Raw genomic sequence first — 14,983 nt, 5'->3', positions numbered from 1 at the left:
CCATGCAGACGTTCCTCACCGCAGCCGCACTGATTCCGGCCGGCATGGTGCCCGCAAGCATCCCGAGCCCGGACTGGTCCGGATTCGACATTCCGCTGCCGTGGGGATCGCTCCGCATCCACGCCTATGCCCTGTGCATCCTGGCGGGCATCGTCGTGGGCCTGTGGCTGACGTCCGTCCGCTGGGCCAGGCGCGGAGCGCCGGAAGGCAGCGTCTGGGACATCGCCATCTGGGCCATCCCGTTCGGTATCATCGGCGGCCGGCTTTACCACGTGTTCTCGTCCCCGGACGCGTACTTCGGTCCCGGCTTCGACGGCACCGGGGACCTCTCGCTGATCCCGCAGATCCAGCGCGGCGGCCTCGGAATCTGGGGTGCCGTGGTGCTGGGTGCGTTCGGCGCCTGGATCGGCTGCCGCCGTGCCGGCGTCAAGCTCACCGCGTTCATCGACGCCGCGGCCCCGGGGCTGCTGCTGGCGCAGGCCCTCGGCCGGTGGGGAAACTACTTCAACCAGGAACTCTTCGGCGGCCCCACCACTCTTCCGTGGGGACTCCAGGTGGACGCGGACAACGCCAACTTCCCGGCAGGCTACCCGGCGGACACCCTGTTCCACCCCACGTTCCTCTATGAATCGCTGTGGAACATCGCGGGTGTGCTGATCCTGCTGGCCCTCGACCGCCGGTTCCACTTCCGCCGCGGCCGGCTCTTCTGGCTGTACGCCATGTACTACACGCTGGGCCGGGTCTGGATCGAGGCCATGCGGATCGACGACGCCGAGCAGATCAGCCTGTTCGGCATCACCACCCGCCTGAACGTCTGGACCAGCATCTTCGTGTTCATCGCCGCGCTGGCGGTGTTCATCTGGCTGGGCCGGCGCAAGGGCGGCAACCCGGACAGTGTCTACCTGCCGGGCCGGGAGCCGGCCCCCGCTGTCTCCGCGGAGGCTGACGCCGGGGAGCCGCCGTCCGTAAAGGCCGACGGCGGGAAGCCGGCTGGCGTGGCAACGGCAGTTTCGGCGTCGGGCCCGGACTCAACGAAGGGCTCGGCTTCCGCTTCAAATGTGACCGGCAATCCGGTCCGTGATACGGACCCTGTTGTCTCAGATAGTGAATCGCGTGATAATCTCCCTGATAACCAAAACGGTTCCGGGCTAGCTTCTGCCCAAACGGAAGCAGTCCCGGCATCCACCGGCGGAACCCCATCCGCCGCGGAGTCGCGGAACACCGGAAAGTCCGGTGGTACAGACACCGGGACCGCGCCGGAGGCCGACAGCTCACGCTAGAAGGCGCCGGTACCCAGGGCTGCAGAGAGTTACCGCTCGGAGCGCCCACCACCACAGCGTCGTGGCAGAGGCGACTCCGGTCAGCATAGAGCTGCTGGCCGGTCAAGCCCCGGGGCGAAAGCCTGCGTAACTGTTAGTTCAGCACGTATGCCTGCCCTACAATTTCCAGTAAGCAGTAACACTTTGTTGTGCCCATCACAGTGGCGCTCTGAGTGGGGCCAACGTTGTCCCTTCCATACGCACGATCAGGAGGAAGGACGTCTCCCATGACCCAAACTCTTTCAAGCCCCAGCTGGTCCGAACCGAGCCAGCCGGACGCCGCCATGTCGCCGTTCAAGCGGTTTGCGGCGCTCCCCGAGGCATCCGGGCTGTACAACCCGGAGCAGGAGAAGGACGCCTGCGGTCTTGCGATCATCGCCACCCTGCGCGGCGAGCCCGGCTACGACATTGTCGACGCCGCCCTTACCGCCCTGCGCAACCTCGAACACCGCGGTGCCGTCGGCGCTGATGAGGGAACGGGTGATGGTGCCGGCCTCCTGATGCAGGTACCGGACGAGTTCTTCCGTGCCGTCACTGAATTCGAACTTCCTGCCCCCGGCCAGTATGTGGTGGGGACCGCCTTCCTGCCTGCCGAGCAGCGCGAGGCCGAGGCCGCCAAAGCCGGCATCGAGGGCCTGGCCGCCGACGAGGGTCTTACCGTGCTGGGCTGGCGCGAGGTTCCCGTCGTCGCCGACCTGGTCGGTGCCATGGCGCGCGCCTGCATGCCGTACTTCTCACAGCCGTTCTTCGCCTCGGCCACCGGCGAGCAGCTGGACCGCAACGACCTGGACGGCCGCGCCTGGCGGATCCGCAAGCGCGCCCAGAACAAGTTCGGTGTCTATTTCCCGTCGCTGTCCTCCCGGACCATCGTCTACAAGGGCATGCTGACCACCGCGCAGCTGGAGCCGTTCTACCCGGACCTGTCGGACAAGCGCTTCAAGACCAAACTGGCGATCGTCCACTCGCGCTTCTCCACGAATACCTTCCCGTCCTGGCCCCTGGCCCAGCCGTTCCGCACCATCGCCCACAACGGTGAAATCAACACCGTAAAGGGCAACCGGAACTGGATGCGCGCCCGCCAGTCGCAGCTGGCCAACCCGCTGCTGGGCGACTCGCCGGAAGAGCTGTTCCCGATCTGCACGCCGGGCGCGTCCGACTCCGCGTCCTTCGACGAGGTCGCTGAATTGCTGTGGCTGTCCGGCCGCCCCATCACGCACGCCATCATGATGATGATCCCCGAGGCCTGGGAAAACCACGCCACGATGGATCCGGCACGCCGTGCGTTCTATGAGTACCACTCCCTCCTGATGGAACCCTGGGACGGCCCGGCCGCCGTATCGTTCACCGACGGCGCCCTCGTGGGCGCAACCCTGGACCGCAACGGCCTGCGCCCCGGCCGGTACTGGATCACCGAAGACGGCCTGGTCGTCTTCGCCTCCGAGGTGGGCGTCATCGACGTCGAACCATCCAAGGTGGTCAAGAAGGGCCGCGTCTCGCCCGGCAAGATGTTCCTGGTGGACACCGAGGCCGGCCGCATCATCGGCGACGACGAGGTTAAGGCCGAGGTCGCTGCCGCGAATCCGTGGGCCGACTGGGTCAAGGACAACCTGATCGACCTCAACGAGCTGCCGGAACGCGAGCACGTGGTGCACACGGCTGCGTCCGTGAACATCCGCCAGCGCACCTTCGGCTACACCACCGAAGAGCTGAAGATCCTGCTGGGTCCGATGGCCCGAACCGGCGCCGAGCCGCTGGGCGCCATGGGCTCCGACACCCCGGTGGCCGTGCTGTCCAAGCGGCCCCGGCTGCTGTTTGACTACTTTGTGCAGTCCTTCGCGCAGGTCACCAACCCGCCGCTGGACGCCATCCGTGAAGAGCTGGTCACGTCCCTGACCTGCGCCATCGGCCCCAACGGCAACCTCCTGGACACCAAGCAGGTGCGCCAGCCGCAGGTTTCGCTGCCGTTCCCGGTGATCAACAACGACCAGCTCGCCAAGATCGCCAACATCGAAGACGCCGAGGGCAACCGCGTGGCCATGAAGGTCCGCGGCCTCTACCGCCCCGAGGGCGGCGAGAACGCGCTGCGCGCCCGGCTCACCGAAATCTGCGAGCAGGTGTCCGGTGCCATCAACCGCGGCGTGCAGTACGTGGTCCTCTCGGACCGCGACTCCAACGCCCAGTGGGCGCCGATCCCGTCCCTGCTGCTGGTCAGTGCCGTTCACCACCATCTGCTGCGCAGCGCCAACCGCACCAAGACCGCCCTGGTGGTCGAGGCCGGCGACGTCCGCGAGACGCACCACGTGGCAGTCCTCGTGGGCTACGGCGCATCCGCCGTGAACCCGTACCTGGCCATGGAGTCCGTCGAGCAGCTCATCGCGGCCGGCGACGTGGTGGGCGTGACCCCGCAGGATGGCGTCTACAACCTGATCAAGGGCCTCGGCAAGGGCGTCCTGAAGATCATGTCCAAGATGGGCATCTCCACCGTGGCGTCCTACACCGGCGCCCAGACGTTCGAAGCGCTGGGCCTTGGCCAGGAGCTGGTGGACGAATTCTTCGCCGGCACGCATTCCCAGCTGGGCGGCGTTGGCCTGGACGTCATCGCGGCCGAGGTTTCCGCGCGGCACCAGATGGCTTACCCGGAGGGCGGCATCGAGCAGCCGCACCGTCCCCTGCTGGGCGGCGGCGAGTACCAGTGGCGCCGTGACGGCGAGCCGCACCTCTTCAACCCGGAGACCGTATTCCGGCTGCAGCACGCCACGCGTGAGCGCCGCTACGACATCTTCAAGGCCTACACCAAGGGCGTGGACGACCAGTCCGAGAACCTGATGACCCTGCGTGGCCTGCTCAAGTTCAAGGACGGCGTGCGCCCGGCCGTGCCGCTCGAGGAAGTCGAGCCGGTCTCCAGCATCGTCAAACGCTTCTCCACGGGTGCCATGAGCTACGGCTCCATCTCGAAGGAAGCTCACGAGACCCTCGCAATCGCCATGAACCGGCTGGGCGGCAAGTCCAACACCGGTGAGGGCGGCGAGGACGTGGACCGCCTGCTGGATCCGGAGCGCAGGTCCGCCGTCAAGCAGATTGCCTCGGGCCGTTTCGGCGTCACGAGCCTCTACCTGAGCAACGCGGACGACATCCAGATCAAGATGGCCCAGGGTGCCAAGCCCGGCGAAGGCGGCCAGCTGATGGCCCAGAAGGTCTACCCCTGGGTAGCCCGTACGCGCCACTCGACCCCCGGCGTCGGACTCATCTCCCCGCCCCCGCACCACGACATCTACTCGATCGAGGACCTCGCGCAGCTCATCTACGATGCCAAGCGCGCGAACCCGTCCGCCCGGGTGCACGTCAAGCTCGTCTCCGAGGTGGGCATCGGCACAGTTGCCGCCGGTGTGACCAAGGCCAAGGCCGACGTCGTGCTTGTGTCCGGTCACGACGGCGGTACCGGCGCCTCGCCGCTGAACTCGCTCAAGCATGCCGGCGTGCCGTGGGAGCTGGGTCTCGCAGAGACCCAGCAGACCCTCATGCTCAACGGCCTGCGCGACCGCGTGGTGGTACAGGTCGACGGCCAGCTCAAGACGGGACGCGACGTCGTTATTGCCGCGCTCCTCGGTGGTGAGGAATTCGGCTTCGCCACGGCACCGCTGGTGGTTGAGGGCTGCATCATGATGCGCGTCTGCCACCTGGACACCTGCCCGGTGGGCGTCGCCACCCAGAACCCCGAGCTGCGCGCCCGCTTTAGCGGCAAGCCGGAGTTCGTGGTGAACTTCTTCGAGTTCCTGGCCGAGGAAGTCCGCGAGATCCTCGCGGAGCTCGGCTTCCGGAGTATCGAGGAAGCGATCGGCCACGCCGAAATGCTGGACACCCAGGAGGCCATCAGCCACTGGAAGGCAGAGGGCCTGGACCTGGATCCGATTCTGCACGGCCTCGAGTTCGACGACGACGCACCGCTGCGGAACCTTACCGGCCAGAACCACGAGCTGGACAAGCACTTCGACCAGCGGCTCATCACCATGGCCGCCGAGGCGCTGACCGACCGTGCCCCGGTGAAGATCACGGTTGACGTCATCAATACCGACCGCTCGGTGGGCACCATGCTGGGCCACGTCGTGACCAAGACGTTCAGCACCGACGTGCTGGCCACGGACACCATCGACATCACCCTGAACGGCACCGCCGGTCAGTCGCTGGGCGCCTTCCTGCCTGCCGGCATCACGCTGCGCTTGTACGGCGACTCCAACGACTACGTCGGCAAGGGTCTGTCCGGTGGCCGGATCATCGTCCGCCCGGACCGCTCCAACGTGTTCCAGGCCGAACGCAACGTTGTTGCCGGCAACGTGATCGGTTACGGCGCGACGAGCGGCGAGCTGTTCCTGCGTGGCCAGGTGGGCGAGCGCTTCCTGGTCCGCAACTCGGGCGCCACCGCTGTTGTCGAAGGCATCGGCGACCATGGCTGCGAGTACATGACCGGCGGTCAGACGCTGATCATCGGGCGCACCGGCCGCAACTTCGGCGCCGGCATGTCCGGCGGCACGGCCTACGTGCTGGACCTGGACACCGCCCGGGTCAACAAGGAAGCGTTGCAGTCCGGCGAACTCCAGCTCCTTGAGCTGGACGCCGAGGACCGCGACATCGTCCACGGCCTGCTGGTCAAGCACGTGGAGGAAACCGAATCCCAGCTGGCGGCGCGTCTGCTCGACAACTTCGACGACACCGCTGCCCGCATTACCAAGGTGCTGCCGCGCGACTACGCTGCAGTGCTGCAAACCCGTCTTGACGCCATTGAAGAGGGCCTTGACCCCGACGGCGAAGAAGTTTGGTCTCGAATCCTGGAGGTGACCGGTGGCTGATCCACGCGGATTTCTGAAAGTACGTCAGCGTGAAACCCAGCCGCGCCGTCCCGTTCCCGTCCGCATCATGGACTGGAAGGAAGTGTACGAGGCCCAGGAAAAGGGTGTCCTGAAGAGCCAGGCCGGCCGCTGCATGGACTGCGGCGTGCCGTTCTGCCACCAGGGCTGCCCGCTGGGGAACCTGATTCCCGAGTGGAACGACCTCGTGTGGCGGGACAAGGGCGAGGAAGCGATTGAGCGGCTGCACGCCACCAACAACTTCCCCGAATGGACCGGCCGGCTTTGCCCCGCCCCGTGCGAGGCGTCGTGTGTGCTGGGCATCAACCAACCTGCCGTGACCATCAAACAGGTCGAGGTGTCCATCATCGATGAGGCCTTCGACAACGGCTGGGTCAACCCGCTGCCGCCGCACCGCCTCACCGGCAAGACGGTCGCCGTCGTCGGTTCCGGCCCTGCAGGGCTGGCGGCTGCCCAGCAGCTGACCCGCGTCGGCCACACCGTGGCCGTGTATGAACGGGACGACAAGATCGGCGGCCTGCTGCGGTACGGCATCCCCGACTTCAAGATGGAAAAAGAGCAGGTGGACCGCCGGCTCGAGCAGATGAAGGCCGAAGGCACCCGCTTCCGCACCGGCGTCGCCGTCGGTACGGACGTCACCTGGGAGCAGCTGCGCCGCCGCTACGACGCCGTGGTCATCGCCACCGGCGCCACCGTGCCGCGCGACCTGCCCATCCCGGGCCGCGACCTCGACGGCGTGCACTTCGCCATGGATTACCTGGTGCCGTCCAACCGCGTGGTGGCGGGGGAGTCTCCGGAGAACCACATCGACGCCCGCGGCAAGCACGTTGTCATCCTCGGCGGCGGCGACACCGGTGCGGACTGCATCGGCACGGCGCACCGCCACCAGGCAGCATCGGTTACCACCCTTGCGATCGGCAAGCAGCCGCCGCTGGAGCGTGCCGGCCACCAGCCGTGGCCGACGTTCCCCACCCTCTTCGAGGTGGCCAGCGCCCACGAGGAAGGCGGTGAGCGCACGTACCTCGCCTCCACCGTTGAGTTCGTTGGCGAGGACGGCAAGCTGACCGGCGTCAAGGTTGCGGAGACCGAATTCGTTGACGGCAAGCGTCTCCCCAAGGCTGGCACCGAGCGGATCATCCCGGCCGACCTGGTGTTCCTGTCCCTGGGCTTCACCGGCGCGGAACCGGCCGGCATCACCGAGCAGGTCAACGCCGAGTTCGACGGCCGCGGCAACGTGGCGCGTGACGGCTACTACATGACCAGCACCGAGGGTGTTTTCGTGGCGGGCGACGCCGGCCGCGGACAGTCCCTGATCGTGTGGGCCATCGCCGAAGGCCGTGCCGCAGCTGCGGCCGTGGACAAGTACCTGATGGGCAGCACCATCCTTCCTGCACCCGTGGCTCCGACGGACCGCGCCATCGCCGTCCTGTAAAGCGCCACCGTTCGTGGCGGCCGACCCGGGGAATTCATCTCCGCGACAACTTAACCAATGCAAGTGACAAATAGGGTAGGTATATGAGACGCGCAAAGATTGTGGCCACCTTCGGACCGGCCATTGCCAGCTACGAAAACACCCTCGCGGTGCTGGAAGCCGGCGTTGATGTAGCCCGCATGAACATGAGCCACGGCGACTACGCCGTGCATGACAACACCTATGAGAACGTCCGAAAGGCCGCTTCCGACCTGGGTAAGGCTGTGGCGATCATGGCCGACCTGCAGGGCCCCAAGATCCGCCTGGGCCGCTTCGTGGATGGTCCGCACCTGTTGGCTGTGGGGGACATCTTCACGATCACCACTGAGGACGTCCCCGGCACCAAGGACATCTGCTCCACTACCCTGAAAAGCCTCACCGAGGACGTAAACCCGGGTGACGCCCTGCTGATCGACGACGGCAAGGTGGCGCTGCGCGCCATCGAGGTGGACGACGTCAAGGTTGTCGCCAAGGTGACCGTGGGCGGGTTCGTGTCCAACAACAAGGGCATCAACCTCCCCGGCGTCGCCGTGAACGTCCCCGCCTTGAGCGAAAAGGACGAGGACGACCTGCGTTGGGCCATTCGCCGCGGCGTGGACCTGGTTGCCCTGTCCTTCGTCCGTGACGCTTCCGACATCAAGCGCGTCCACGAGATCATGGACGAAGAAGGCCGCAGGGTTCCGGTGATCGCCAAGATTGAGAAGCCGCAGGCCGTGGACCAGCTCCACGAGATCATCGACGCATTCGACGCGATCATGGTGGCCCGTGGAGACCTGGGCGTGGAGCTTCCGCTGGAGGAAGTGCCGATCGTGCAGAAGCGCGCCATCGAACTGGCACGCCGCTGGGCGAAGCCGGTCATCGTGGCAACCCAGGTGCTGGAGTCGATGATCGACAACCCGCGCCCGACCCGTGCAGAGGCTTCCGACTGCGCCAACGCAGTGCTTGATGGTGCCGACGCGGTCATGCTGTCCGGTGAAACCAGCGTGGGCAAGTACCCGATCGAGACCGTCAAGACCATGGCCCGGATCATCGAGTCCACCGAGGAGCACGGGCTGGAGCGCGTCCCCCCGCTGGGGACCAAGCCCAAGACCCGTGGTGGCGCGATCACGCGGGCCGCCGTCGAAATCGCCGACCAGCTGGACGCCAAGTACATCTGTACGTTCACGCAGTCCGGTGACTCGGCACGCCGCCTGTCCCGCCTCCGCCCGATCAAGCCGGTCTTCGCGTTCACCCCCGTGGAGCACGTGTGGAACCAGCTGGCGCTGACCTGGGGCATTCAGCCGCAGCTGGTCGCCATGGTGGGGCACACGGATGAAATGACCGCACAGGTGGACCAGAGCCTGCTGGACATGGGACTCGTGGAAGACGGCGACCTCGTGGTCATCGCTGCCGGTTCCCCTCCCGGAAAAGCAGGTTCGACCAACTCGCTGAAGGTCCACAAGGTGGGCGACCTCGCCGACACCCCGCGCGCTGGCGAAGCCGCCGAGAAGAAGGAAAAGCTCGGCCCCTGGCCGGAAAAGAAGAAGAAGAACAAGGCTCCGGCCGCTCCCGTTGAGTAGGTTGGCCTGAAGCGAGACCCCCGTCACCGTTGGTGGCGGGGGTCCTTCTTTTTCTCTTGGCGTTCTCCTGGCACGGATTCTCCTGGAACGGATTCTCTTGGGACGGAAAAGCGGAAGGACCCCGGCACGGTGTGCCGCGGTCCTTCCGCTTTGGTGTGGCTTCTTGGCTAGTTGACCTGGTTGATGATGGTCTCGGCCACTTCGCGCATGCTGAGGCGGCGGTCCATCGAGGTCTTCTGGATCCAGCGGAAGGCCTCCGGCTCCGTCAGGCCCATCTTGGTGGTCAGCAGGCTCTTGGCGCGTTCCACGAGCTTGCGGGTGGCGAACTGCTCCTGCAGGTCGGTGACCTCACTCTCGAGGGCCTTGATCTCCTCGTGGCGGGACAGCGCGATCTCCAGGGCGGGGATCAAGTCGGCCGGGGTGAAGGGCTTCACCACGTAGGCCATGGCGCCGGCGTCGCGGGCGCGCTCCACGAGTTCCTTCTGGCTGAAGGCCGTCAGCAGCACCACGGGGGCGATGCGTGCCTTGACGATCTTCTCGGCTGCGGAAATGCCGTCCATGACGGGCATCTTGACGTCCATGAGGACCAGGTCCGGCTTGAGCTCCTCGGCCAGCTGCACGGCCTTCTCGCCGTTGTCGGCCTCGCCGATGACGTCGTAGCCTTCGCCCCGCAGGATTTCGATGATGTCCAGGCGGATAAGGGTTTCGTCTTCGGCCACAACTACGCGGCGCGCCGGCTGGGACGTTTTGTTTGACTCCGTCGGTTCTGACACGGGATCTCCTTGAAAAGGTACGGCGGGACTATGACTATCTTAGTTGGACCCCGCGCTGGTACTTGGATCGGCATGGCTTGTTGCGACGGCGGTGGCGCGATTCTCGTTTTAGCCTATCTGCATGTAGAGTAAATCCGCGCACTGGTAGTGGCTGCGTTGATCACACTTCGCTGTGAGCCTACGATTGTTACTCCGTGTACTCCGCGCCCGAGTGGCGGAATTGGCAGACGCGCCGCACTCAAAATGCGGTATCGAAAGGTGTGTGGGTTCGAGTCCCACCTCGGGCACAGTGTTTTCGCAGGTCAGCGGCTTTGTCGCCGCTGACTGTGGACAAATCTACGAAAAGTGTGGACAGCGGCGTACCCTTTTGCCCATGGCCAGCATTAAAAGGCGCACCAAAAAGGACGGCTCCACCTCGTTCATGGTCTGCTGGCGTGACCCTGCAACGCGCAAGGAGCACGGCATCACTTTCGCTACTGAAGCAGAAGCGACCACCCTGAAGCGTCTCCTCGACGCCAATAACCAGTCGTTCGAAATCGCGCAGCATGCGATGGTTCAGAACCAGACCAAGGCGCCGACGGTCGCCGCCGTCATCCAGGAGCACATCGATCTGCTGGTGCGCCCGTCTGTGGGAACTGTCCAGACGTACCAAACGATGTTGAAGCTGCACATTGCCGACGTCATAGGGCACATTCCGGTCGACAAGCTGGATTACCGGCACATGACCTACTGGATCAAATCGATGCAGGCGAAGGGCCGGTCGCCCAAAACCATCAAAAACAATCACGGTTTGATCTACGCCGCCATGGAAACCGCCGTGATGCTGCGCTACCGGAAAGACAATCCGTGCCGCGGGGTCCAGCTTCCGTCCGGCGAGAAGGCAGAGGACGAAGCCCGGTTCCTGACGCATGCGGAGTTCGGGCTCATCCTCGAGGGTATGGGGGAGAGGTACAAGGCTTTCACTGAGTTCCTGGTCATGACCGGAACGAGATTCGGCGAGGCAACTGCTGTAACCGTGGCCGACGTCGACCTCATGTCCAAGCCGCCGACGATCCGGATCAACAAAGCGTGGAAGCGGGGGAAAGATTCGGAGTACTACATCGGCGCGACAAAGACGGGTGCCGGGAAGAGGACAGTCTCACTCAACCCACATCTGGTGGACGTTCTTGTTCCCCTGGTAGCCAGCCGTCCTGGTAAGGACCTTCTGTTTACCACGCCCAAGGGTGAACGGATTATTCACAAGCTCTACTGGCATCACTACTGGGTTCCTGCTGTGAAGGCGGCCCGGGCCAGGGGGCTCACCAAGGAACCCCGCATCCACGATCTGCGCCACACGCATGCGTCCTGGCTGATTCAAGATGGCGTTTCATTGTTCACAGTGTCCCGGCGGCTCGGGCATGCATCCACTCGAACAACGGAACAGGTGTACGGGCACCTGATGCCGCAGGCCCTCCAGGACGCCGCCGATGCAGTGGAACGCTCCGCCGCCATCTGGCGCAGCTAAGTGGACCCCGGCAGCTAGGAGGTTTTCTGCCGTGCCTGCGCCCGGGTTCCAATTACCCTGACGGACGTTGGCGATTGCGCGGTCCTCCGGACTTCACGCAACAGCGCAATCTCTTTCAAGTGCACTGACGTAAACACGATCTTCCCCTTGCCCCAAACAGAGTGGGGGAACTCGCCCTTTGCAGCCCCGTCCCGGAGCCAGGCCTCTGAACACTTTAGAACCGAAGCAGCCTCGGCTGGTTCGAAGAATTCGAGTTTCATGCCGTCTTCGATCCCCTCGTCATCGTGGAGCGGCGCCCGTTGTGGGTCCTGCTCTAGCTCATGGACGGGGTGGCCGCCGACTGCATGACCGGGCACGTTATTCCTCGGCGTGCAGGGCGAGCCAGGCGGCAAAGTCGCTGCGGCTGATTCGAAGATGGCGGCCAATGCGATACGCCCGCGGTCCCACATGCTTGGTGCGCCACTGGTAGAAGGTCTGCTCAGGGATCTGCAGCAGCGCACAGATTTCTTTTGGCGTTAGTCATGTTTCGTCTGCGGTGTCGATGCTTCGACTGCGTTTTGGAAGTGAGGACATCTGGGTCTCCGTCGTGCTTGCCAGCACGATGGCCAGCTCGGTTCTTAGTTCATCGGCGACGAGCCGACGGTCGGCATGATCTGGGCGCTGAAGCTATCCGCGAGGGCCTCCACCTGTCGCTGGACTTCCTCGGCCGAGGCGTCGAATTGATTGGACGACCGCTGTACGAGGCCGGCATGTCCCAGGAGCGTGAGCTGCCGGCGAATCGTGGACGGGGAAGCGCGGAGTCCCGTTCCGATTTGGCCACAGGTCGACGGGCCGTTCCTCAGAAGGAAGCGGATGATTTGGCTTCGCGTTCGGTTCATCAGGATGTTCGACATGGAGAGACCACAACCCAAGAAGTATGTGAGACCTGCTGCCGTAGACGGGTCTACAGCAGCAGGTTACTCTCGCCCTGATCATGTTGGAAGAGGCTCGCCGGGGAAATGATGCATCGGAACCGCCAGCTGATGGGCTGATGGTGCCTTCCGAGCAAGGAGGATGTCATGGATGACCATCCACAGATAAAGGCCTTCCTGGAGGCGGCAGCAATAGTCCGTGCCGAGCGCTACTGGGGCTGCGACTCAAAGGAAGAACAAACGGAGCTTCTGCGTGCGCTGAAAGACGTGCTGACGGAGGTCTGCTTCCATCTGGATGCCCATGGGGTGTTGCCGCAGGCTGTTCTCAGGATGTGGCAGGATCTGGCTTCTCCAGAGATTCGGGGCTTACCCTTGCGGCCATCGTCTGGTCTCGTGTTGATCTCTTACCTCGACGGGCGGATCGAGCAGTTGATTGCCGAGTCAAACGACTCAGGGAATACTGGGGCGGAGGGGAGTCTCAGGCCTTGACCAAGCCAACTGGCCCCCGTCCGCTGAACGAGGAGTGTGGGCAATGCGGGGTGCCGAGTCTGGGCGCGGCGATGCGTTGTCCCCTCAAGCTCAGCTGGCGCGGCGGCTAAACCTTTTGCTGGACGCGGCGGTCGCCGAGCGGGGGAAGCCGGTGACGTTTAGGGAAGTTCAGGCCGAGCTTGCGGCTAGGGGGATCAAGCTCTCCCGAGCGCGGTGGTTCTATATGAAAGAGGGGACTGGCCGTCTGGTTAGCGACCCGGTTCTGCTCTCCGGGCTATGCAGCATTTTCAAGGTCAATCCCTCGTATCTGATCGACGACGATACTGAACTGCCCGAGCGCATCGACTCGCAGCTTGAATTTGTTAAATCGCTCCGGGCGGCCCGCGTAAAGTCCTTCGCCGCCCGAACCTTGGGGGACGTATCACCCGAGACTTTGAGGGCCATCTCTGAGTACTTGAATAGAGACATTGGGCGGCATCCCGAAGGTGAGCAGGCGGCCGCTAGTCCTCCAGAAGATACTCAAGATGGGCAGCCAACAGTTCCCTGATTCGTGCGGGATTTGTTGAATACCGTGGTGAGCGGCCATGCCGCCGGCCTGGTTCCACATCAACGACGACGGCACCGGACTCCTCCAGCGCAAGCAAATGCTTCGCAACGCTGGGTTCGCCAGCACTGACTGACGCCACAATGTCACCTCGGGTGGCGGGGCCGTGGGCGGAAAGGTAGCGGAGTATTTCGTTGCGAGCCCTGTTGCCGAACGTTGCCACAGCAGCCTCGACGTCGGCAGACCATGCTTCGTCGTGCGGCTGGGTAATCCTAGGCATACGACCATTCTTATCGAAGGCCGCACAAAAAGTAAGTCTCGGAGTCTTGACGTTACTTTAAGTATCTTTGACAATAGTTTCCATAGTCTTTTCGTAGTTGTGGTTGGCCTTGGTTCTTGACCGCCGCACCCGAGGCGCCTGACTTGATAATTGCGCCGGACTCATTGGATTGTCTACTCGAAGCGGTGAAGACCATGAGAGTCGAAACCAGGGCAGATCAAGCCCAGAACGAACAAGCAACCAAGATTTACGTTGATGTCTCCCTGCGCAGGGCTCCGGAGCCCGACGCGCTCGCAGTTCCAGTGGATCAGATCATGGTCGCAGTCGACAGCGTACGCGGATACGTGATGTCGCACCTCTCTCGCATTGGCAGGGCGTCCGACGCTGACGACGTATTGCAAGACATTCGAGTCGCCGTGTGGGACGGAGTAACGCGGGGCCGATACCGCCAGCTTCCCGGCGTTCCATTCGCCGCCTGGGTGCAGGGCGTTTGTTGCAATGTGTGCGCCGCGTACGTCCGCCGCGAACTGACCCATCAAACGCTTCCTCTCCTCATGGAACCTGACGGCGCTGATGGGTCGGCGTCGGTGGCTGCTGCGGCCTTTCTCGGTTTTGACCGGGGCAGGGACCGAAGTGCAGAGAAATATGTTGATCAGGACTGGGCTCGGACGATCATCGAGCTGACGCGTTCGAGCGTTCCTCCGGGAGTGTGGGAACTTGCCGTGGGTAGTCTCGCTGGACCTCGTCAGTATGGTCTACCGTCGAACCAGGACCGCCGCCGGTGGCGTGCAGTGACGGTGGTCCGTCAGACGGCGAGGACCGTCGAGCACGCACTGGAGGTTGAACAAACGGCCGTCTTCACCATCAGCGACGTGTGCGAGCAGGCCGCAGCATGCCTGCCAACCCCTGTGCTTCGACGAACTGCCGCCACCATTGTTCGTCCAGGACTCCGAGGGCCAGAACGGGCCCGGGCATTGGCAGCATTGGCCACAGAGCTTGACGTGACCGAACGGTATGTGGCCGTTCAAATCGGATTCGCCCGACGGCTGTATCAAGCCTCGTGGCGGATTATTCGTGCTGGCATGCAACGCGTGCGCTGATCATGTCGGTGGCCAGTCATCTTGCGATGAGCAGGTGAGGAGGCTGATATGTGGTTGCCGCGACTTTACTCGTTCTCTGGTTCTAGCAGCAGGCGTCGGTGGTGGTTCATCGTCATCGTCCTGGCGGCCTTAGCCACGGTCGTCTTCGTCCTATCGGGTCCTACACAAATG

At 64.1% G+C, this 14,983-nt stretch carries 10 protein-coding genes, 1 tRNA gene and 1 pseudogene; 8 read left to right on the top strand and 4 right to left on the bottom strand.

From position 1 onward, the window contains the following. The first annotated feature begins 2 nt into the window (after positions 1 to 2). The 4 genes from lgt (at position 3) to pyk (ending at position 9,211) form a co-directional block, all read left to right on the top strand. Positions 3 to 1,280, top strand: a complete 1,278-nt coding sequence (gene lgt / locus ABIE00_RS14960) for a prolipoprotein diacylglyceryl transferase (RefSeq protein ID WP_354261543.1) — start codon at positions 3 to 5, stop codon at positions 1,278 to 1,280. Positions 1,281 to 1,546: 266 nt separating this feature from the next. Then, on the top strand, positions 1,547 to 6,163 hold the full coding sequence (gene gltB, locus ABIE00_RS14955) for a glutamate synthase large subunit (RefSeq protein WP_354261541.1): 4,617 nt from the start codon (positions 1,547 to 1,549) through the stop codon (positions 6,161 to 6,163). Further along, positions 6,156 to 7,613, top strand: coding sequence for a glutamate synthase subunit beta (locus ABIE00_RS14950; protein WP_331574733.1), 1,458 nt, complete (start codon positions 6,156 to 6,158; stop codon positions 7,611 to 7,613). Before gltB ends, ABIE00_RS14950 begins: the two co-directional genes overlap by 8 nt. Before the next feature lie 83 nt (positions 7,614 to 7,696). Further along, entirely contained in the window at positions 7,697 to 9,211 is a 1,515-nt protein-coding gene (gene pyk, locus ABIE00_RS14945) for a pyruvate kinase (protein WP_354261539.1), read from the top strand. Positions 9,212 to 9,378: 167 nt separating this feature from the next. On the opposite strand, the gene ABIE00_RS14940 is transcribed toward pyk, so the two are convergent. Beyond that, positions 9,379 to 9,984: an ANTAR domain-containing response regulator gene (locus tag ABIE00_RS14940; protein ID WP_003800911.1), complete on the bottom strand. Its 606-nt coding sequence runs from the start codon at positions 9,982 to 9,984 to the stop codon at positions 9,379 to 9,381. Between the two features lie 205 nt (positions 9,985 to 10,189). Here ABIE00_RS14940 and ABIE00_RS14935 point away from each other — a divergent pair. Both ABIE00_RS14935 and ABIE00_RS14930 read left to right on the top strand, forming a co-directional pair. Next, positions 10,190 to 10,271 (top strand) — tRNA-Leu (locus ABIE00_RS14935). Between the two features lie 2 nt (positions 10,272 to 10,273). Next, entirely contained in the window at positions 10,274 to 11,488 is a 1,215-nt protein-coding gene (locus ABIE00_RS14930; protein ID WP_354261537.1) for a tyrosine-type recombinase/integrase, read from the top strand. A 357-nt stretch (positions 11,489 to 11,845) separates the two neighbouring features. Here the strand turns inward: ABIE00_RS14930 and ABIE00_RS14925 are convergent. Continuing rightward, a pseudogene (locus ABIE00_RS14925) lies at positions 11,846 to 11,995 on the bottom strand (helix-turn-helix domain-containing protein); the annotation flags it as partial. A 110-nt stretch (positions 11,996 to 12,105) separates the two neighbouring features. Beyond that, positions 12,106 to 12,366 (bottom strand): ArsR family transcriptional regulator, encoded by a 261-nt coding sequence (locus tag ABIE00_RS14920; RefSeq protein ID WP_354261535.1) that lies wholly within the window; start codon positions 12,364 to 12,366, stop codon positions 12,106 to 12,108. Positions 12,367 to 12,546: 180 nt separating this feature from the next. Between ABIE00_RS14920 and ABIE00_RS14915 the strand changes: the two genes are divergently transcribed. Next, the gene (locus tag ABIE00_RS14915) at positions 12,547 to 12,888 is read left to right on the top strand and encodes a hypothetical protein (RefSeq protein ID WP_354261533.1); all 342 of its coding nucleotides are present in this window, start codon (positions 12,547 to 12,549) and stop codon (positions 12,886 to 12,888) included. Positions 12,889 to 13,388: 500 nt separating this feature from the next. Here ABIE00_RS14915 and ABIE00_RS14910 read toward each other — a convergent pair whose 3' ends face one another. Then, a complete protein-coding gene (locus ABIE00_RS14910; protein WP_354261531.1) occupies positions 13,389 to 13,712 on the bottom strand; it encodes an ArsR/SmtB family transcription factor in 324 nt (107 codons plus the stop codon). 116 nt (positions 13,713 to 13,828) lie between these two features. Between ABIE00_RS14910 and ABIE00_RS14905 the strand changes: the two genes are divergently transcribed. Beyond that, positions 13,829 to 14,812, top strand: coding sequence for an RNA polymerase sigma factor (locus ABIE00_RS14905; protein ID WP_354261529.1), 984 nt, complete (start codon positions 13,829 to 13,831; stop codon positions 14,810 to 14,812). The last annotated feature ends 171 nt before the right edge of the window (positions 14,813 to 14,983 follow it).

The organism is Arthrobacter sp. OAP107 (genome assembly GCF_040546765.1).
In the GTDB taxonomy this organism is placed as follows: domain Bacteria; phylum Actinomycetota; class Actinomycetes; order Actinomycetales; family Micrococcaceae; genus Arthrobacter.
The sequence above is the reverse complement of the archived record's forward strand: the minus strand, read 5'-3'. Positions and strand labels throughout refer to the sequence as shown.